General features: G+C 72.1%; 13 protein-coding genes and 3 pseudogenes. 9 read left to right on the forward strand and 7 right to left on the reverse strand.

The features are described from left to right. Positions 1-59: 59 nt before the first annotated feature. Both CEB94_RS32225 and CEB94_RS32230 read left to right on the forward strand, forming a co-directional pair. The gene (locus CEB94_RS32225; RefSeq protein WP_175435530.1) at positions 60-788 is read left to right on the forward strand and encodes a response regulator transcription factor; all 729 of its coding nucleotides are present in this window, start codon (positions 60-62) and stop codon (positions 786-788) included. A 2-nt stretch (positions 789-790) separates the two neighbouring features. Continuing rightward, complete coding sequence (locus CEB94_RS32230) at positions 791-1,903, forward strand: sensor histidine kinase (protein ID WP_175435531.1); 1,113 nt, start codon at positions 791-793, stop codon at positions 1,901-1,903. Positions 1,904-2,162: 259 nt separating this feature from the next. Here the strand turns inward: CEB94_RS32230 and CEB94_RS32235 are convergent, their stop codons facing one another. Next, complete coding sequence (locus CEB94_RS32235; RefSeq protein WP_175435532.1) at positions 2,163-3,164, reverse strand: NAD-dependent epimerase/dehydratase family protein; 1,002 nt, start codon at positions 3,162-3,164, stop codon at positions 2,163-2,165. Positions 3,165-3,354: 190 nt separating this feature from the next. On the opposite strand from CEB94_RS32235, the gene CEB94_RS32240 reads away from it, so the two are divergent. After that, complete coding sequence (locus CEB94_RS32240) at positions 3,355-4,722, forward strand: DUF1996 domain-containing protein (RefSeq protein ID WP_175435533.1); 1,368 nt, start codon at positions 3,355-3,357, stop codon at positions 4,720-4,722. Positions 4,723-5,043: 321 nt separating this feature from the next. Beyond that, positions 5,044-5,163 (forward strand): annotated as a pseudogene (locus CEB94_RS41195) (RNA-guided endonuclease TnpB family protein); the annotation flags it as partial. A 68-nt stretch (positions 5,164-5,231) separates the two neighbouring features. Here the strand turns inward: CEB94_RS41195 and CEB94_RS32245 are convergent. From CEB94_RS32245 to CEB94_RS32255, 3 genes are all read right to left on the reverse strand, one after another. Next, the gene (locus tag CEB94_RS32245) at positions 5,232-6,116 is read right to left on the reverse strand and encodes a bifunctional helix-turn-helix transcriptional regulator/GNAT family N-acetyltransferase (RefSeq protein WP_175435534.1); all 885 of its coding nucleotides are present in this window, start codon (positions 6,114-6,116) and stop codon (positions 5,232-5,234) included. Between the two features lie 44 nt (positions 6,117-6,160). Further along, positions 6,161-6,730, reverse strand: a complete 570-nt coding sequence (locus CEB94_RS32250) for a cysteine hydrolase family protein (RefSeq protein ID WP_175437240.1) — start codon at positions 6,728-6,730, stop codon at positions 6,161-6,163. Between the two features lie 185 nt (positions 6,731-6,915). Further along, positions 6,916-7,380, reverse strand: a complete 465-nt coding sequence (locus CEB94_RS32255) for a hypothetical protein (RefSeq protein WP_175435535.1) — start codon at positions 7,378-7,380, stop codon at positions 6,916-6,918. A 348-nt stretch (positions 7,381-7,728) separates the two neighbouring features. Between CEB94_RS32255 and CEB94_RS32260 the strand changes: the two genes are divergently transcribed. The 5 genes and pseudogenes from CEB94_RS32260 to CEB94_RS41215 all read left to right on the forward strand — a co-directional run bounded on the left by CEB94_RS32260 (position 7,729) and on the right by CEB94_RS41215 (position 13,123). Then, entirely contained in the window at positions 7,729-8,265 is a 537-nt protein-coding gene (locus CEB94_RS32260; protein ID WP_246111973.1) for a GNAT family N-acetyltransferase, read from the forward strand. A 142-nt stretch (positions 8,266-8,407) separates the two neighbouring features. Beyond that, a pseudogene (locus CEB94_RS41960) lies at positions 8,408-9,640 on the forward strand (IS701 family transposase). A gap of 76 nt (positions 9,641-9,716) precedes the next feature. Further along, on the forward strand, positions 9,717-10,109 hold the full coding sequence (locus CEB94_RS32270; protein ID WP_175435536.1) for a hypothetical protein: 393 nt from the start codon (positions 9,717-9,719) through the stop codon (positions 10,107-10,109). An 86-nt stretch (positions 10,110-10,195) separates the two neighbouring features. After that, positions 10,196-10,747 (forward strand): annotated as a pseudogene (locus tag CEB94_RS41210) (caspase family protein); the annotation flags it as partial. Positions 10,748-12,007: 1,260 nt separating this feature from the next. Continuing rightward, positions 12,008-13,123 carry a winged helix DNA-binding domain-containing protein gene (locus CEB94_RS41215; RefSeq protein WP_175437242.1) on the forward strand — a complete coding sequence of 372 codons (1,116 nt, stop codon included), beginning with the start codon at positions 12,008-12,010 and terminating at the stop codon, positions 13,121-13,123. 104 nt (positions 13,124-13,227) lie between these two features. Here CEB94_RS41215 and CEB94_RS32285 read toward each other — a convergent pair whose 3' ends face one another. From CEB94_RS32285 to CEB94_RS32295, 3 genes are all read right to left on the reverse strand, one after another. After that, a complete protein-coding gene (locus CEB94_RS32285; protein ID WP_175435537.1) occupies positions 13,228-14,019 on the reverse strand; it encodes a S1 family peptidase in 792 nt (263 codons plus the stop codon). A gap of 203 nt (positions 14,020-14,222) precedes the next feature. After that, positions 14,223-17,075 (reverse strand): helix-turn-helix transcriptional regulator, encoded by a 2,853-nt coding sequence (locus CEB94_RS32290; protein WP_175435538.1) that lies wholly within the window; start codon positions 17,073-17,075, stop codon positions 14,223-14,225. Between the two features lie 204 nt (positions 17,076-17,279). Continuing rightward, positions 17,280-18,095 (reverse strand): helix-turn-helix transcriptional regulator, encoded by an 816-nt coding sequence (locus tag CEB94_RS32295; protein ID WP_175435539.1) that lies wholly within the window; start codon positions 18,093-18,095, stop codon positions 17,280-17,282. Positions 18,096-18,179: the final 84 nt, after the last annotated feature.

Genomic DNA, 18,179 nt, shown 5'->3' on the forward strand with positions numbered 1-18,179 from the left:
CGGAGGCCAGAGGGGTGCCCGGGCCCCCGCCGGCGGCGGCGCGATGCCAGGCTGGAGGCATGCAGCAGCAGCCGTACGAGCCCCTCAGGACCGTGGGCGGGCCCCCCAGGATCCTGGTCGTCGACGACGATCCGACCGTCGCCGAGGTCGTCGCCGGGTATCTGGACCGCGCCGGGTACGCCGTCGACCGTGCCGACGACGGGCCGACCGCCCTCGCCCGCGCCGCCGAGCGCCGGCCGGACCTGGTCGTGCTCGACCTGATGCTGCCCGGCATGGACGGCCTGGAGGTGTGCCGGCGGATCCGCGCCCAGGGCCCCGTGCCCGTCATCATGCTCACCGCCCGCGGCGACGAGGACGACCGCATCCTGGGCCTGGAGGTCGGCGCCGACGACTACGTCACCAAGCCCTTCAGCCCCCGCGAACTCGTCCTGCGCGTCGAGTCGGTGCTGCGCCGCAGCCGCCCCGCCACCACGGGGGACCGGCTGGGAGCGGCCGGTCTGACCGTCGAACCGACGGCCCGCCGGGCCACCAAGAACGGCACCGAACTCGCCCTCACCCTGAGGGAGTTCGACCTGCTCTCCTTCTTCCTGCGGCACCCGGGGCGGGCGTTCGGCCGCGAGGACCTGATGCGGGAGGTGTGGGGATGGGACTTCGGTGACCTGTCGACCGTCACGGTCCACGTCCGCCGCCTGCGCGGCAAGGTCGAGGACGACCCGGCCCGGCCCCGCCTGATCCAGACCGTCTGGGGCGTGGGCTACCGCTTCGAGCCCGGTGAAGGGGACGACTGACCGTGCGCGACAACCTCCTGATCGCCCTGTACGCCTTCGCCGGTGCCGGCGTGTCGGGGCTGGCCGGAGCGGGTGTACTGCGCCTGATCCGGCGCCGTTCGCTGACCGTCTCGCTCGCGGTGGTGGCGGCGGTCGGCGTCGTCGCGATGCTCGCGGGCACGCTCGCCGTCGCCTGGGCGATGTTCCTGTCGCCGCACGACCTGACCGTCGTGACCACCGTCGTCGCCATGGCGGCCGTGGTCTCCCTTGCCACCGCCCTGCTGCTGGGCCGCTGGGTCGTCGCCCGCAGCCGTGAACTCGCCGTGGCCGCGCGCTCCTTCGGCGACGGCGGGGGCTTCGCCGCACCCGACGGGCCGGCCACCGCCGAACTCGCCGCGGTGAGCCGCGAGCTGGCGGCCACCAGCGCCAGACTGGCCGAGTCCCGGGAGCGGGAACGCGCCCTGGAGGCCTCCCGCCGTGAACTCGTCGCCTGGATCTCGCACGACCTGCGGACCCCGCTGGCCGGTCTGCGCGCCATGTCCGAGGCCCTGGAGGACGGCGTCGCCGCCGACCCGAACCGCTATCTCAGGCAGATGCGGACCGAGGTCGAACGCCTCAACGACATGGTCGGCGACCTCTTCGAGCTCTCCCGCATCCATGCCGGGGCCCTGGCCCTGACGCCCACCCGGATCTCCCTGTACGACCTGGTCGGCGACGCCCTCGCCGGCGTCGACCCCCTCGCCCGCGAGTACGGGGTGCGGCTGGTGGGCGGCCGTATCGAGCCGGTCCCGGTGGAGGTGGACGGCAAGGAGATGAGCCGGGTGCTGGGCAACCTGCTGGTCAACGCGATCCGCCGGACCCCGGCCGACGGCACGGTCGCGATCGCAGCCGAGCGTTCCCCCGAGGGCGTCGTCCTGTCGGTGACGGACGGCTGCGGCGGCATCCCCGAGGAGGATCTCCCGCGCGTCTTCGACACCGGCTGGCGCGGCACGCACGCCCGGACGCCCCCGGCGGGGGCGGGCCTGGGCCTCGCCATCGTGCGCGGCATCGTGGAGGCCCACCAGGGCCGGGCCGGCGTACGCAACATCCCCGGGGGCTGCCGCTTCGAGGTGGTACTGCCCGCCGCCGCTTCATGAGGACGGGCAGTACCACCGGTTCATGAGGCCGGGGCGCAGCCGGCGACCCACGGGGGCACCAGAGCCCGGGAGCCGCGCCGCACACCGGGCCGCACGCCGGGCACCGACTCTCCACCCCGACCGCCGAGGCCGTCACCCGCGAGTTCCGGTTCCAGCCGCGACCACCGACGGGGCCGTCCAGGGGCATCCGGGCAGTGCCGCCTGCGCTCCGCGCATCCCGGCCCGTGGCGGCGTCCAGGGGCATCCCGGGCAGCGCCGCCTACCCTCCGCGCATCCCGGCCCGCGCGAACTGCGCCATGCCCTCCTCGAAGCCGACCTCCGGCTTCCACCCCAGCTCCGCCCGCAGCCGCGAGGAGTCCGCGGTGATGTGCCGTACGTCCCCGAGCCGGTACTCACCCGTGACGACCGGCTCGGGCCCGCCGTACGCGGCGGCCAGCGCCCGCGCCATCCCGCCGACGGTGTGCGGGTCACCGCTGCCGGTGTTGTACGCGGTGAGCACACCCGGGGCGGACTGCGCCTCCAGTGCCACGGCGTTGGCCGCCGCCACGTCCCGGACGTGCACGAAGTCCCTGCGCTGCCCCCCGTCCTCGAACACCCGTGGCGCCTCGCCCCGGGCGAGCGCCGAACGGAAGAAGGAGGCGACACCGGCGTAGGGGGTGTCCCGGGGCATGCCGGGCCCGTACACGTTGTGGTAGCGCAGCGACACCGCCGACCCGCCGGTGCAGCGGGCCCAGGCGGCGGCCAGATGCTCCTGGGCGAGCTTGGTCGACGCGTACACGTTGCGCGGATCGGCCGGGGCGTCCTCGCGGACCAGCCCGGGGGAGAGGTCCTCCCCGCACACCGGGCAGGGGGGCTCGAACCGGCCCGCGTCGAGCGCGGCCACGGCCCGCGGCCCGGGCCTCACCACCCCGTGCCGCGCACACGCGTACCGTCCTTCCCCGTACACGACCATCGACCCGGCGAGCGCGAGGGTCCGTACGCCCGCCTCCGCCATGGCCGCGAGCAGCACGGCCGTCCCCAGGTCGTTGTGCGAGACGTAGTCCGCCGCGTCGGCGACCCCGTCGCCGAGCCCGACCATCGCGGCCTGGTGGCACACGGCGTCCACACCGGCCAGGGCACGGCCTACCGCCGCGCGGTCCCGCACGTCGGCTGCGGGATCCTCCCGCACGTCGAACACGATTGCCTCGTGCCCCCGCTCCCGCAGGGTGGCGACCACATGGGACCCGATGAACCCGGCACCGCCGGTGACCAGTACGCGCATACGGGCACGCTAGGCGCCCATCGGTGTCGTCCCACGGGAGCGCGGCCGTCCGTCATGACTCCGTAAGACCTGGAATCGATGCGGCAGGGGCCAGTTCTTACGCGACGGTGACGCCCGGTCGGAACCGGTGGTCGATCTTCGTCCCAGCGGCCACGGTGGTCACACCTGACACATGAACGGAAAGGCCACCATGAACCAGGGACACAGGCGCGACCGGAAGCGTCGCAACGCGATCGTCCTCGTCGCCGGGCTGGCCGCGGGCGGTGTCGGACTCGCGTTGGTCAACATGCAGGCCAACGCCACCGACGCCCCCCGGGCCACCACCCGCGCGGCCTCGCCCCTCTCCTGCCCCTCCGTGGCCGACCGGCTGCCGGACGTGCCCGATCAGGCGCGTGCGGAGGTCGACCGCAATCTGCGACTGCTGGAGTCGCAGATCACCGAGGCCGGCAACCGGCTGGCCGCCACGCGCGGTCAGGGCGGTCCGGACTTCGCGCGCAACGCCATTCTCGGCCCCCTCAAGGACAAGCGGACCGCCACGGTCGACCGCATCGCCATCGCGATCAGCCGCACGGGCGCACCCCGGCCGCAGGGCCTGAGCAGCCTGGCCGCATGCACACTGAACGGTGCCGGGCAGGGGCAAGGAGCGAGCCCGTCGCCGGCTGCCGGCAACGGCCCGGTGCCCGAGGACTTCGTGGACATCACCAAGGTCGCCCCCAACGTGCCGGCCCCACCGCGCAACAACCGCAACGCCTCCAAGGGTGCCTTCAAGACCCGCTGCGGAGTCAACGCGGAGGGCCGGCACAACTCCGACAACGTGATCGTCGCCCCAGGGGTGGGCAACGGGGCCCACCACACCCACGACTACGTCGGTGCCATAGGCGTCGACGCCTTCACCACCGACGACACCCTCGCCGCGGCCGCCACCACATGCACCAACGGCGACCGGTCGACCTACTACTGGCCGGTGCTGCGCGACCGTGGCGGAGTCGAGGAGGCGGACGCGGGCAGTCCCGGCGGTGGAGCCGAGGGGAACATCGGCAAGATCCTCACCCCTACGTCCGTGGGCCTCGCCTTCGTCGGCAGCCCCACCGCCAAGGTGGTCGCGATGCCGCGCTTCCTGCGCATCATCACCGGTGACGCCAAGGCCAACGCGAACGGCGGCGCCAACGCCAACGCGGCCTGGTCCTGCACCGGCTTCGAGAACCGCGTTCAGCTCAAGGACAAGTACCCGATCTGCCCGGCCGGCAGCGAGTTGGTCCGCACCGAACGGTTCCAGAGCTGCTGGGACGGCCGGAACACCGACAGCGCCAACCACCGCAGTCATGTCGCCTTCGCCGACTCACGGGGCAGGTGCCCGGCCGGATTCAAGGCGGTGCCGCAGCTCGTACAGCGCCTGACCTACAGCGGCCTGGCCGGCAGCACCGCCTTCGCCGTGGACAGCTTCCCCGAGTCGCTGCACAAGCCCGTCACCGATCACGGCGACTTCATCAACGCGATGCCCGAGCGGCTGATGAAGCAGGCCGTCCGCTGCATCAACTCCGGCCGCCGCTGCGGCTGAGTCGACGAGCGCCGGTTCACCTGTTTGTCGCGAGGGTGTCCCGGTGTTCACGCCGGAGAGGAATCGCATTCGGTGATTACGACGCGGAACGTCGACGCAACCCGTTCGGGACGCGGTAGGCCCGTATCGCGGTCCTGTGTTTGCGTGCTGGTGCGAACGTGCGTGCCAGCTGTCGCAGGTCGGGGTGGTGGCCTGGGGATCGGGGTACGGGTATGCGGCGGTCGTGCGTATGTTCCTTTGCAGGGGTCGGGACGTGATTTCGGCCGGGGCCGGGGCTAGGAGAAGGCGGGATGACGCAGCTGGGGGTGGGGGTGGCCGGTCATACAGCCGCTGCCTTCAACCGGTCTTGTGCTCGGTGTCGACTGGGGTGTGAAACAGATCGCGACCACCACCTCCGACGCGCACGACCTCCCCCACGCCGGACAGGGCAGAAAGGCTCAGACCTCCTGGAGCGCTGCTCCAGGAGGCAGCCTGAGCCAGGAATCCCCTCCCTTCAGGAAGGGGAGGATTCAAAGCCGCTTCTCGAACCAGTGGTGTGCATAAGGCTCGTCGTTGAAGGCGGGAACCTCGGTGTAGCCGGTGGCGCGGTACAGGCGGGTGGCCGCCTTCAGGGCTCGGTTGGTGTCGAGCCGCACCCGGTCGCTGCCGTGCCGGGCGGCGCGTGCCTCCAGTTCGGACAGCAGGCGTCGGGCCAGGCCGAGTCCCCTGGTCCCGGGGGAGACCCACAACCGCTTGATCTCCGCGGGGGCCCCGGCCGGCAGCTTGAGCCCGGCGCAGCCCACCGGTTCGCCGTGCAAGCGGGCGACGAGGAACAGCCCGCGCGGCGCGCGCAGCCCGCCCGGGTCGGGCAACAGGCTGTTGCCGGGGTCGAAACCGCCGTCGAAGAGCTCGCGCAGCTCGGCGGCGTAGGACCGCAGGCAGTGCGCGGCGTCCGGGTGATCGGGGTCGAGTTCTTCCAGGGAGACCATCGAGGCGGTCAGCAGCCGCTCGACCTCGGCCATGGCGGAGGTCAGCCGCTCCCGCTGCCGGGCGTCGAGCGGGTCGAGGAGCGAGGCGGCCAGTGCGTCGCTGCGGTCGTCGAGGAAGGCCCGCTCGCGCTGCCCGGCCTCGCTCAGCCGCACAGTGCGTACCCGCCGGTCGCGGGGGTGGGGCTCGACGGCCACGAGACCGTCGCGTTCGAGTGCCCGCAGCAGCCGGCTCACATACCCGGAGTCGAGACCGAGCCGCTCCCGTACGCCGCGCACGTCGTGCGTGCCGCCGTCGCCGATCTGCCAGAGCAGCCGGGCCTGGCCGTAGGGGCGCGCCCCGCCCAGATAGTGGTCGTTCAGCACCCCCACCCGCTCGGCGACCGTCCGGTTGAAGCGCCGTACCTGCTCTACCTGCTTCCTCGTCATTGTCTGACCTTAGTCAGGTAATGGCGGGGGAGTAAAGACAGGTCTCACTTCCCCCGGGGCTCGAACTCGGTCTCCTTCGCCGTGGTGATCCGGGCACCCATGTTGCGTTCCATCATCTCCAGGGCGGCGGACGCCAGGTGGGGATGGATGGAGGCGACGGCGTCCTTCGGCACCGTCACCTCCAGATGGCGGATGTGCGCGTCCAGCGCGGAGTAGAGGACGCACTGCTCGGTGACCTGGCCGGTCAGCACCACGTGCCCGACGCCCAGGCTCCACAGGAGGTAGGACAGGGGCGTCTCGAAGAAGACCGAATGGCGCGCCTTCATGACGAAGAGCGACCGGTCGTCGGGCCGGATGGGCTCGATCAGGTGGGCGTTCGGCTGGGACAGGGCCGCGTCCAGCAGCTCTCCGTGGTGCGAGCGCCACAGCCCGAAGTTGTCGTTCACGTAGATCACGGGAACGTCCGCCTCGCGGGCCCGGCCGAGCAGCTCGGTCAGGACCGGCACGATCCCCTCGACGGACGGCACGAGGAGCTCGGCGTCCTCGTGGTCGTACGTATTGATCATGTCGATCACGATCAGAGCCGCCCGCGCCGGGTCCGCGCCTCGTTCCATGCCCTCCACCGCCCGTCCGGTGCTGTCACTCATGGGGTGCGGTGAGATGCGGCGGGGGTGGACGTCGGAGCATCGGATCTCCCGAGTGGTGCGGGTGGTGCGGGTTCCGGGAATGTACTGCTGAGTACCCGGGGGGCCGCGGGCCTAACGACCCGCTCGGGTTTCGGATCCGCGTGGAGCCGCGCTCAGGCCGCCTGCGGGCTGCCGGCGTGCGCAGGTGCGCCGAGAGCCTGCTCCAGTGCGGCGATGTCCGGGACGTCCTTCGGCCGTCGGAGCCGGCGCTTGTACGCGAGCACGTGCCGGAGCTGGACGAAGCGGATTCCGGCGACCACGTCGGCTGCGTCGATCAGGTCATCCGTTGAGACATCCTGGGGGAACCAGACGTTGAACACTTCTACTCTGCCGCCCCAAAAGGCAGCCACAGGGTCTCCACCGATTGTGGAGACACCGAGGGCACCGTCCTTGCAGGCCTTCTGCCAGGCAGGCCCTCGGGCGACGATATCGAGGTCCCCGAGCGACATCTTGAGTCCATGCGCCAGCATGGGGCCGCTCCCGAAAACCGCGCAGTGATCCGGGTCGAGTTCCAGTGACAGAAAACGCTGCACCAACGGATGTGCCCGCATGTGCATCTGCTCGGCTGCGTTGCTCATCGGATTTCCCCGCCTCTTGCCTCTGGGCGCCATTCGTCGGGCGTATTCGGATCGGGTCGCCCAGAACGACCTTGTCGTGCTGACCTGCGGTGGGATATCCGAGCGACTACTCAAGCCCGATGAGGCCGGGTACTCAGGGGCACTCCTGCACCGTGGCCGCGACCGCGGTTCGGTACCTGTGCACTTGTCCTCCGAGGCGGCCGACCCGCGCCTTATGATGCCTAGTACTCCAGCCGTAGATCGTGACTTGGCGCAAGGTGACGCCGGTCTGTGGGGCTCGGTCTGACGGCGGTGGCGGGATACCGAAGTCCGGGCTCGTGCCCCTGCGAGATCTGGCAAGATCCGCTTGTGAGCCAATCCATGGTGACTTTGCGCAAGCTCGCGCTCAACGACTGGCAAGCAGTGCACTCCTGGGCCAGCCTTGAGGAGGCTTGTCGCTACCAGCCTTGGGGGCCGAACACCGAGGACCAGACGCGCGCGTTCGTGCAAGCCGCCGTCGAAGCCTGGTCGCACGCCCATCAGCAGAGGTTCGTCTACATTGCTCGCTTCGAGAACGAACTCGTCGGCATGGGTGAGCTGCACATTCGTAGCCGTCGCCATCGGCAGGGTGAAATCGCCTACATCGTGCACCCGAGGGCCTGGGGGCGTGGCGTGGGCACGGCGATCGGACAAGAGCTTCTGTCGCGCGGGTTCGGGGAATTGGGACTCCACCGGATCTACGCGACCTGTGACCCCCGCAATCTCGCGTCGTCTCGGTTGCTGGGCAAGCTCGGCATGACGTACGAGGGGCGGCATCGGCACACTGCGTTGATCCGGGACGGCTGGCGGGACTCCGAGATGTTCAGCATCCTCGAAGCGGAATGGCCGGCGGGGACTCGACGATAGATTGTGATCTTGCTGGTGGGGGGCCTGTTCGGGCAAGGGTGCGGCCACTGTTGATCATCGGTGTGTGAAGACAAACGATCATGCGGTGGCCGTAGGGCACAGCGTAGACCCTGCCCGCTGGCAGGAGGCATTCGAGGACCTGATGGACCGGATATCGGGACGGTTCGCACGGGTCGAACCCCGGCGTCATGTCCGGCAGTTGGCGCTCGGGCTGCTGTCGGACCTGCCGCGCAAGAACTGCTGGACCATCGCCGAGTGGGCCGGAGAGACCACCCCGGACGGCATGCAGCACTTGCTGGGCCGTGCAACTGGGACGCCGACCAGGTACGCGACGACGTGCGCGAGTACGTGGTGGAGCATCTACGCGACGACCAGGCGGTGCTGGTGGTCGACGAGACCGGGGACGTGAAGAAGGGCACGCGCACGGTCGGCGTCCAGCGGCAATACACCGGTACCGCGGGCAGGATTGAGAATTCGCAGGTCGCGGTCTACCTGGTCTACGCCGGTCGGCGCGGGCATGCGGCGGTGGCCCGGGAACTGTACATCCCGCGCTCCTGGACGGCCGACCCCGATCGCTGCCGGGCCGCCGGGCTGGGCGAGGAAGCCGGGTTCGCGACCAAACCGGAGCTGGCCACCCGCATGATCACCCGGTTCCTTGAGGCCGGCCACCACGCGTCGTGGGTCGCGGGGGACGAGGTCTACGGCGGCAACCCGACACTGCGTGCCGCGCTGGAGGCGCGGCACCGGCTACGTGCTGGCCGTGGCCTGCTCCCATGAAGTCACCACCGGAGCCGGGAAGTTCCGCGCGGACACCCTCGTCAAGAAGCTGCCCAAGCGAGCCTGGCAGAAGCTGTCCGCAGGAGCGGGGGCGAAGGGGCACCGCTTCTACGACTGGGCCGCCATCGACCTGCCCGACCCCGCCACAGGCAGCCGCCAGCTGCTGATCCGCCGCAATCGCACCACCGGCGAACTCGCCTACTACCGCTGCTACTCACCCGCGCCAGTGCCGCTGGCCACGCTGGTACGAGTCGCTGGATCAAGATGGCGAGTGGAAGAGACGTTCCAGTCCGGCAAGGGTCTGGCCGGACTGGACGAGCACCAGGTCCGCCGCTACGCGTCCTGGTCCCGCTGGGTCACCCTCGCCATGCTCGCCCACGCCTTCCTCGCAGTCGTGCGCGCCGACGAACACGCCCGCCACCCCGCACCAGACGCCCTCATACCGCTCACCTGCAACGAAATCCAGCGACTGTTCATCACTGTCGTCATCCGACCCGTCCACGACACAGCCCACCGGCTCAGCTGGTCCCACTGGCGACGCCGCCACCAGGCCCGATCTCAGGCCAGCCACTACCGACGACAAGCCGCGCAGGCATGAAGATCACGAACTACGGCTGGAGTACTAGGGGGGCCGTGAGTCATCCGGTCCGCGTATCGGGAGTCTTCTCGGAGTCATGGGGGGCAACGTGGAGGACTGGGGACCACTCGTTCCCGCAGTCGCGCAAGTGTGGCCGAAGGCAGCGGAGTTGGTGCACGGGGCCGACCTCGAACGCCTGGAGTCACATGTTCTGACGGCGTTGCGGGCGCTGGACACCGCACAGCACGTCTCCGCGGCCGGCGGCACGGAGGAGACGTCGACGCCCGAGACGTATGAGGCGATCGACTCGGCGGCGCGCGAAGTGGCCCGGGCATTCGAAGCCCACGCTCCGCTCGGAGCCGTGCTGGCAGCCGAGTTCGACGCTCTGGCGGCCCGCCGGGAACGGTTCGGCCCCGCCGCCCCGCCGCCGCACTGGGTGCCGTCCGCCAGCCAGGTCGTCCTCGTCGTGGACCCCGAGGACGGCGGCTGACCGGAGTTCCCTTTCGGCATTGGTGATGCAGCGGGAGGAATCGAGTCGGTACCGTCGTCCCTCCCGCCACCCGCCCGACCCTCCGGGTGACGAAGCCGGGTGACAGCGTCGTGGTGTTCTACGCCGGCCACGGCAGCCGCTCCACCACCGCGACTCCCGGGATACCCGGTGAGTTGCGGTTCATCCTGCCGACGGACGTGGCTCGGACGGACGCGGACGACTTCCGCGGAATCCTCGCGGAGGAACTGAGCAGCCTGCAATGGCGCCTGACGCTGCGCACACCCGACGTGACCACCGTTCTGGACTGTTGCTTCAGCGCCCGGATGGCGCGCGAGGCGGTGCGCGACGGGATGCGGGTCCGCGGGTGGGACGCAAAGTGGCCGAAGGCCGCTGTGGCCCGCCGCTGGGACAGCGCGCGGGCGGAGTTCCGGCGGCTGCGCGACGAGCACCCCCATGCGGACTGGTTCGACGCCAACCCGCACACCGTACGACTCGTCGCGCGCGGCTCGCACCAGCGCGCCCACGAGGACTACTCGTTCGACTTCGGCGGGCCGCACGGCCTGTTCACCGCCGCACTGATCGCGGCGCTGCGGGCGGACCCGCACACGACCTGGCAGGCCGTCATGGACCGTGTCCGTCACGAGGTCCTCGCCATGGCCCCGCTCCAGCGGCCCGAGGCGGAAGGGCCCGTCGACCGGATCCCCTTCACGCTCGACGTGCGCCGTACGGAGCGGCCCCACCCGGTACGAACGGACCTCGGCACCGGCCAGGCGTGGCTCGACGGTGCACGGCTCCACGGGATCAGGGCCGGGGACCAGTTCCTGCTCTCTCGCGCGGGAAGCGCTCCCGAAGAGTCGGTCGCGCCGGTCGTGCGGGTCACCCATCTGGTCGGGGACGCAGCCCTGCTGGACCCGGTCGACGGCCGGCCGGTACCGGACGGTTCCATGGCCCACCCGTGGCGAAGTGCGGGCCGTGATCTCGACGTGCGGGTCACCGCGGTCGACGGGATCCCCACGGAACCGGTCGTCGCCGGTCTCGCAGAGCTGCCCGGCATCGGCGTGCGGTCCGACGCCGCCGAGCACCCGACCGACATCGCCACCGTGGCACTCGCCGGCCCCACGTACATGCTGTACGACTCGACGGGCCTGCCGCTCTACCGGACCCGCCGCGCCCTGGATCCCGGCGATCTCGCCGAACTCCGCGGCCACGTCCGCGATCTCGCTGCTTCGCTGCGGTTGCGGAGCCTGGGCGACGGTGTCGACGAACTGTCGGCACCGGTCGACTTCGCGGTGTCCGCCGAGGCCGGCCGCGTCACGGACGGCGCCGTGCTGCACCTGACCGACCGATTGCGCGTGAGCGTCGCGCATGCCGGTACCGGCGGGGACACTCTCTATGCCAACGTCCTCGACGTGGGTGTCGCGGGCCGCATCACCGTCCTGAACCAGGCGGAACCCGCCGGGATCACGCTCGACCCGGCAGAACGACGCGCGCTGGGCGAGGAGCCCGGAGGCCACGATCCCGGTATGCCCTTCCTGTGGCCGGCGGGTGTGCCCGTCGAGTCCGCGCGCCACGAGACGCTCATCGCGGTCTTCTCCGACGTCCCGCAGGACCTGCGGGGGCTCACCCGCGCAGGAGTCGGTGTCCGCGGCGGTTCACCGGTGTCCGAGGCACTCGCCCGCCTCGTCCGGACCGGAACCCGCGAGATCGGCGGACGGCTCGGCTCCGTCCGGTACGCGATCCGCCGGGTCACCTTTCTGCTGTGCCCGTGCGGCCCGGCCTGTTCCCGTACTGCGGAGTCCTGGCGTTCCCCGACGGGAGCGGTCGTCGGGCGGGGGAGGGCCGCGGTAGCCCGCAGTCGCGGACAGAACCTGTCCGCAAGCCCCGCTACCGTGCCTCACATGACGAACACCAAGCGGAGCGTCACCGGCACGGCACCCCTGCTCGGCACGCGTGCGCTCAACCGCGCGACCCTCGACCGGCAGCTGCTCCTGCGCCCCGCCCGGCTGTCCGTCGCGGCGGCGGTCGAGCACCTGCTCGGACTCCAGGCGCAGAACGTCAAACCTCCGTACTACGCGCTCGCCGCCCGCCTGGACGGGTTCACCCCCGAGGCGCTGTCCCGGCTGATGGCGGACCGCGAGGCCGTGCGGATCGTCACGATGCGCTCCACCATCCACACCCACACCGCGGACGACTGCCTCACCCTGCGGCCGCTGGTGCAGCCCGCCCGGGACCGGGAACTGGTCACCTTCCGCAAGGGACTCGCCGGCGTCGACCTGGACCGGCTCACCGTGCTCGCCCGCGACCTCGTCGAGACCGAGCCCCGCACCATGAGGCAACTGCGCGAAGCCCTGCTCCAGGAGTGGCCCGACGCCGATCCGCAGGCCCTGGCCGTGGCGGCCCGCTGCCGTCTCCCGCTCGTGCAGGTGACGCCGCGCGGTCTGTGGGGGCGGAGCGGGCAGGTCAGTCTCACGACCGCCGAGCACTGGCTCGGCCGGTCCGCGGAACCGGCCCCCACGCCCGACGCGGTCGTCCTGCGCTACCTCGCCGCCTTCGGCCCGGCCTCCGTGCGGGACATGCAGGCCTGGGCCGGAATGACCCGCCTGCGCGAGGCCTTCGAACGCCTCCGCCCGCAGCTCGTGACCTTCCGGGACGTGAACGGCGTCGAACTCTTCGACCTGCCGGACGCCCCCCGCCCCGACCCGGACACCCCGGCGCCGCCGCGCTTCCTCCCCGAGTTCGACAACCTGCTGCTCTCGCACGCCGACCGCACCCGCGTCGTCCCGCCCGAGCACCGGGGCCGTTCCTGGAAAGGGAACCTGGCCTACCGCACGCTCCTCGTCGACGGCTTCCTCGCGGGGCTGTGGCGACTGGAGGAGGACGCGCTCGTGATCGAGCCCTTCGACCGGCTCACCCGGAGCGAGAGGGACGACGTCACCGCCGAGGGCGAGCGGATGCTGCGCGTCATGCACCCGCAGTCGTCGTACGACATCGGGTTCGGTGCCGTACGGACCTAGAACGCAGCCTCACGGCATGGAGAGGGGGCGTTGCGGGCCGCTCGTGGAGGCCCGCAACGCCCCCTGGTCTTTCACCTGAGGGTTACTCAGGAGTTAGTGCCCGATCACGAGTTGACCTGCGTCGTGACCAGGTTGGAGAAGGTGGTCAGCCGGGTGTAGACACCCGGGTAACCGGCCTGGGCGCAGCCTTCGCCCCAGGAAGTGATGCCTGCCAGGACGCCCCCGATGAGCAGGGGGCCGCCGCTGTCGCCCTGGCAGGTGTCCACGCCGCCGGTGGTCTTTCCGGCGCACACCATGTCGCTCTGCACGAAGTCGGAGCCGTAGGAGCCCGCGCAACTGGAGTCGGACACGGTCGGTACGGTCGCGGTGCGCAGCTGGTTGGAGCTGCTGCCGTTCGAGGAGGTGGTGCCCCAGCCGAGGATGCGGGCGGTGGTGCCGGCCGCGTACACCGAGGTCTGGGAGGAGGAGACGTACTTCGCCGTGGTGTACGGCATCGACGTCGACAGCGTCAGCACCGCCACGTCTTCGCCGTTGGTGGCGTCGGTGTAGCTCGGGTGGATCCATATCTTGCTGACTCTGGCGACCGTGCCGTTGGTGCCGTTGAGGTAGGTGCGGCCACCGACGACGCGCACACTGCTGGTGGTCTCCCCGACCATGCAGTGCGCGGCGGTGACGACCTTCGTGGGCGAGACCAGCGTGCCGCCGCAGAACTGGTTCTGCGAGGCGTCCGTGATCTGCATGACGAACGGGTACGCGGACGTCGTGGTCGTGGTACCGCCGACGATCGGCTGGGGCGCGGCGACGGCCGTGGGGGCGGCGAGCAGCGCGGTCGTGGCGGCGGCAGCGGTCGCCGCGACGACGGCGGCGGCCTTCTTGGCAGCGTTGAGCCCGAACATGGGTCTCCTTGGGGAGTTGCCGGTGGGGGGTCGCGCGGGTGGTCGTGCACGGGGACCCTCACGTCGTTGTTCGGATCTCCGTGTGTCCGGCGAGCGGCACGCCCCCAAGCTAGAGCCCGGCGGGCGAGGCCCCCAATGAGGGAACCCCCTAGGGGAGTTGGGCAGGGATAACCCTCGGTCGGGCCCCGTAAACCCAGGTGGGGTCAGGTCGTGCGGCGGCCCGCGGCCAGCCGGACGATGTCCACCCGGGAGCGGATGCCGAGCTTGCGGTAGACCCGGGTGAGGGTCGCCTCGACGGTCTTGACGCTGATGAACAGGCGCGCCGCGATCTCCCGGTTGGTCGCGCCCTCCATCACCAGCGAGGCGACCTGACGCTCCATCGCGGCGAGGCCATCCAGAGCGTCGAGGGCGGCGGCCGGTGCGGCGGGGGCCGGTTCCACCGCCGTGGGACCGGCCGTGGCGGCCGCGTCGACCTGCCGCAGCCAGGGCAGCGCGCGGCAGCGCCGGAACAGCCGGGCGGCCTCGTCGTACGACGCCGGTCCCGGCAGGGGCCTGGCGCCGGTGCGCGGGAAGGCGGCGGCCTGGGTGCGCAGGCGGGCCAGCGCGAAGGCGGCCCGGGCCTCCTCCAGGCCGTACCCGAGCCGGCCGAGCCGGTCCTGCACGGACGTCAACCGGACGACGGCGGCCTCGTGTTCGCCGCGTGCCGCCCGCACCAGCGCCTCAGCCCGGTCGAGGACGGCCAGCACGCTCTGCCGGCCCAGCCGCAGCGCGTGCGCCCGGGTCGTGTCGATGACGTCCTGGGCCTCGCCCGGCTCGCCGATGCGGACCAGGGCCTCGGCGAGGTCGCCGTGCCAGCGCCCGCGCCCGGGGTCGTTGATGCCGAGGCCCAGCTCCAGCTCCCGCACCCGGCGCAGCGAACGGACGGTGGCGGCCGGGTCGCCGGCCACCAACTGGGCGTAGCCCAGCGCCGCGAGGGCCCGGGACAGGTACATCTGGTCGCCGTCGACCTCGGCGTGGTCCGCCGCCTCCCGGGCGAGGGCCAGGGCCCGGTCGACGTCCCCGGCCGAGGCCTCCGCGAGCGAGGCGAGCATGGCCGAGGCGCCCTCGCCGATCCCGGAGTCCCGGGCCAGCCGCAGGCTCTCGCGGGCCAGGTCCAGGGCCCGGCCGCAGTGCCCGGAGCGCAGTTCCGTGTCGGCGAGGAAGCGCAGGAAGTGCACCTCGCTCTCGACCATGCCGCGCCGGCGCACCTCGCGCAGCAGCGCGGTGATGGTCGCCCGCGCCTCCGGCAGCTGGTCGCTCATGATCAGCCAGCGGAACCGGGCCGACCCGGCGCCGTTGTGGTGGCAGGCCACATAGGGGTCCTGGGGTTCCCTCAGGGCCCGTTTGACGGTCACGGGGGCGTCCGGGTGGCCCATCAGGGTCTCGGTGGAGGCCTGGAACGACAGCGCCATCAGCTCGGTGCGCCGGTCCCCGCCCCGGGCGGCCAGCTCCGCCGCGTGCGCGGCCTCCTGGCGGGCCTCGGCGAAGTCGCCCTCGACGACCAGGCCGCGCCACGCCAGCTGGTAGTGGACCAGGCCGAGGAGGCTCGGGTCGTCGCCCGCGTCGGCCAGGACCTGCGGGAAGACCGCGTCGACCTCGCCGAGGGCCTGCCCGGCCGCCTCGATGACGACCATCCACGCCCGCACCCGCTCGGCGGGCACGGTGGCACGCGTCAGTACGTCGCGGGCGATGTCCCGGGCGAGATCGGCCTCGCCGGCGGTGATCGCGTCCTCCGCGGCCTGCAGACGCCGCTCGTCGGGACCCGGGGTGCTGTCCACCGGGGTGTGCCGCGCGGCGAGCAGCCCGAGCGAGGCGGCCACGGAGGGGGCTCCGCGGTCCCGGGCCAGCGCACCGGCCTCGGCCAGCCTGGCAGCGACGTCCGGGTCGGTGCCGGTGGTAGCCAGGGCCAGGTGCCGGGCCCGCTCGATCGGGTCGGAGGCCGCCGTGGACAGCGCGGCGTGCACGGCCCGCCGCTCCTGCGCCGGGGCCTCGGCGTAGAGCGCGGCCGAGATCAGCGGGTGCGCGAACCGCAGGGCCGGTGCCTCGGGGTCCGTGGCCAGCAGGCCCAGCGCCGCCGCCTGGGCCGTCTCGGCCTCGGCGTGCTCCCGCCCGGCCGCGTGCAGCAGCGCCAGCGTGGGACGGGCGCCGGCGCTGGCGACGAGGAGGGTGCGGCGCGCCTCGTCGGACAGCATCTCCAGCCGGCTCAGCACCAGGGCCCGCAGCGACGTGGGCACGGGCAGCGGCTCACCGGGCCGCGGCCGGGCCGGGCTCTCGGCCAGGGCCCGGCCCAGCTCCAGCGCGAAGAGCGGGTTGCCGCCGCTGGTGCGGTGGATGTCGCGGACCGTGGAGCGGGACAGGGGCGTGTAGCCGCGGTGGTCGAGCAGCGCCGAGACCTGCGTACGGGTCAGCGGGCCCAGCCGGACGGCGAGCGTGTCGGGCGGAGACGCCGGCAGGTGACGGTCGTACTCCTGGCCCTCGGTCCGTACCGCGCACAGCATCTGCACGGGCGTGTCACCCAGCCGGCGGGCCGCGAAGCCGAGCAGTTCCGCACTGGCGGCATCCAGCCACTGGAGATCGTCGGCGACCACCAGCACCGGGCCCTTCGCGGCGAGGGCGCGCAGCGCCGACAGCACCGCCAGGCGCAGTGCGAGCCCGTCGCGCTGGAGCGTGGACTCGCCGCGGCCGGTGAGCGCCGACTCCAGGGCGGTGCGCTGGGCGCCGGGCAGCGCACCGGACACGTCTTCCAGGACCAGTCCGAACAGGTCGGCCAGCGCCAGGAAGGGCAGGTGGGATTCGGACTCGGTCGCCGAGCAGCGCAACACCGTCCGGCCCGCACCGCCGTAATCCGCCGCCAGCGCCCGCAGGACCGTCGACTTTCCAATTCCGGCGGGGCCGTGAAGCAGCACGCTGCCCCCTCGGCCGAGCTGCTCACGCGCCGATGCGAACAGATCCTCCCGGCCGATGACCAGGTCGGGGCGGCTCCTGGGAGGCTCCTGGAAGTCCCGTCGAACGGTCACCGCTCCCCTCCCTGTGTCGTGTCCTGGCCAATATTAGGCAACAGCTCTTTGAATTTCGGAGGGACGGCGTGGTGAGGGAAATAACAACAGGTGTCGGCGGGCGAATTCATCGGACTCCCGAATGCGGCGGAACACGAGGCCGGCGCCCCGTCGGGAACCCCTCGGCAGCTCGAACGAACAAGCGCGTCAGAAAGCACCACAAACCTATGGCAACCACCCCGCCCGGCGCGCGGCGACCACGGCCTCGCCACGGGTGCGGGCCCGCAGCTTCCGCATGGCCGACCGCAGGTACCCCTTGACGGTCTCGGGCGTCACGCCCAGCCGCTGCGCGGCGACCGCGTTCGTCGCCCCCGCCGCCACGCACGCCAGCACGTCCACCTCGCGCGGCGCGAGCCGGACCCGGGCCGAGGGGCCCGTTCCGGCCGTCAGCAGCGCACACGCGCCGAGCAGCTCCGCGCGCAGCTCCGGGTCCGTGATCCTCGGGGCCAGCGCCCGCAGGGCCGCGTGCGCCTCCCGCACCTGCTCCCACCCCGGCCCCACCCCGGCACCGGCCCCGGCGACGAGTGTGCGGGCCTCGTCCCGGACGACCAGCGCCCGCTCCACGTCCCGCGCCGCCTCGACGGCCGTGTCCAGCATCCGCCCGCCCAGCGGCAGCGCCGTGCGCAGCGCCCCGTACAGCACCCCGCGCACCCGGTGCCGCACCACCACCGGCACGGCCAGCACCGAGCGCAGCCCCTCCACGGCCACGGGGGCGTCGTACTCGTGGCTGATCTGCCGCGACGCCGAGTAGTCCGTCACCACGCACGGCCGGGACAACGCCACCGTCTTGCCGCCCAGACCGGTTCCGGACGTCACCACCAGCGAACGCAGGGCATGCGTCGCCGTGCCGCTCAGTTCGCTGATGCGCATCTGCTGCCCGGCCTCCATCAAGCCGCCGAAGGCGACCGGAAGGCCGGTGCCCCGCCGCAGACGCAGCAGCGCGTTGCGTATCTCGACCTCGTCGGACGCGTCTGCCGTCACCTGATTCGCCCCTTCGCTACGGCTCCTGTGCGGGCGCACCCCCCGTTCGGGGGTAGTGAGACCTGCATCACGGATTACACGATG

Source organism: Streptomyces hawaiiensis, from assembly GCF_004803895.1.
In the GTDB taxonomy this organism is placed as follows: Bacteria; Actinomycetota; Actinomycetes; order Streptomycetales; family Streptomycetaceae; genus Streptomyces; species Streptomyces hawaiiensis.

What these genes read in the sequence shown, in the direction of transcription:
- CEB94_RS32255 (WP_175435535.1), bottom strand. Translation starts at nt 7,380, where the DNA reads ATGAGCAACGCAGCCGAGCAGATGCACATGCGGGCACATCCGTTGGTG.
- CEB94_RS32235 (WP_175435532.1), bottom strand. Translation starts at nt 3,164, where the DNA reads ATGCGCGTACTGGTCACCGGCGGTGCCGGGTTCATCGGGTCCCATGTG.
- CEB94_RS32245 (WP_175435534.1), bottom strand. Translation starts at nt 6,116, where the DNA reads ATGACGAGGAAGCAGGTAGAGCAGGTACGGCGCTTCAACCGGACGGTC.
- CEB94_RS32250 (WP_175437240.1), bottom strand. Translation starts at nt 6,730, where the DNA reads ATGGAACGAGGCGCGGACCCGGCGCGGGCGGCTCTGATCGTGATCGAC.
- CEB94_RS32225 (WP_175435530.1), top strand. Translation starts at nt 60, where the DNA reads ATGCAGCAGCAGCCGTACGAGCCCCTCAGGACCGTGGGCGGGCCCCCC.
- CEB94_RS41215 (WP_175437242.1), top strand. Translation starts at nt 12,008, where the DNA reads ATGACGAACACCAAGCGGAGCGTCACCGGCACGGCACCCCTGCTCGGC.
- CEB94_RS32270 (WP_175435536.1), top strand. Translation starts at nt 9,717, where the DNA reads ATGGGGGGCAACGTGGAGGACTGGGGACCACTCGTTCCCGCAGTCGCG.
- CEB94_RS32285 (WP_175435537.1), bottom strand. Translation starts at nt 14,019, where the DNA reads ATGTTCGGGCTCAACGCTGCCAAGAAGGCCGCCGCCGTCGTCGCGGCG.
- CEB94_RS32240 (WP_175435533.1), top strand. Translation starts at nt 3,355, where the DNA reads ATGAACCAGGGACACAGGCGCGACCGGAAGCGTCGCAACGCGATCGTC.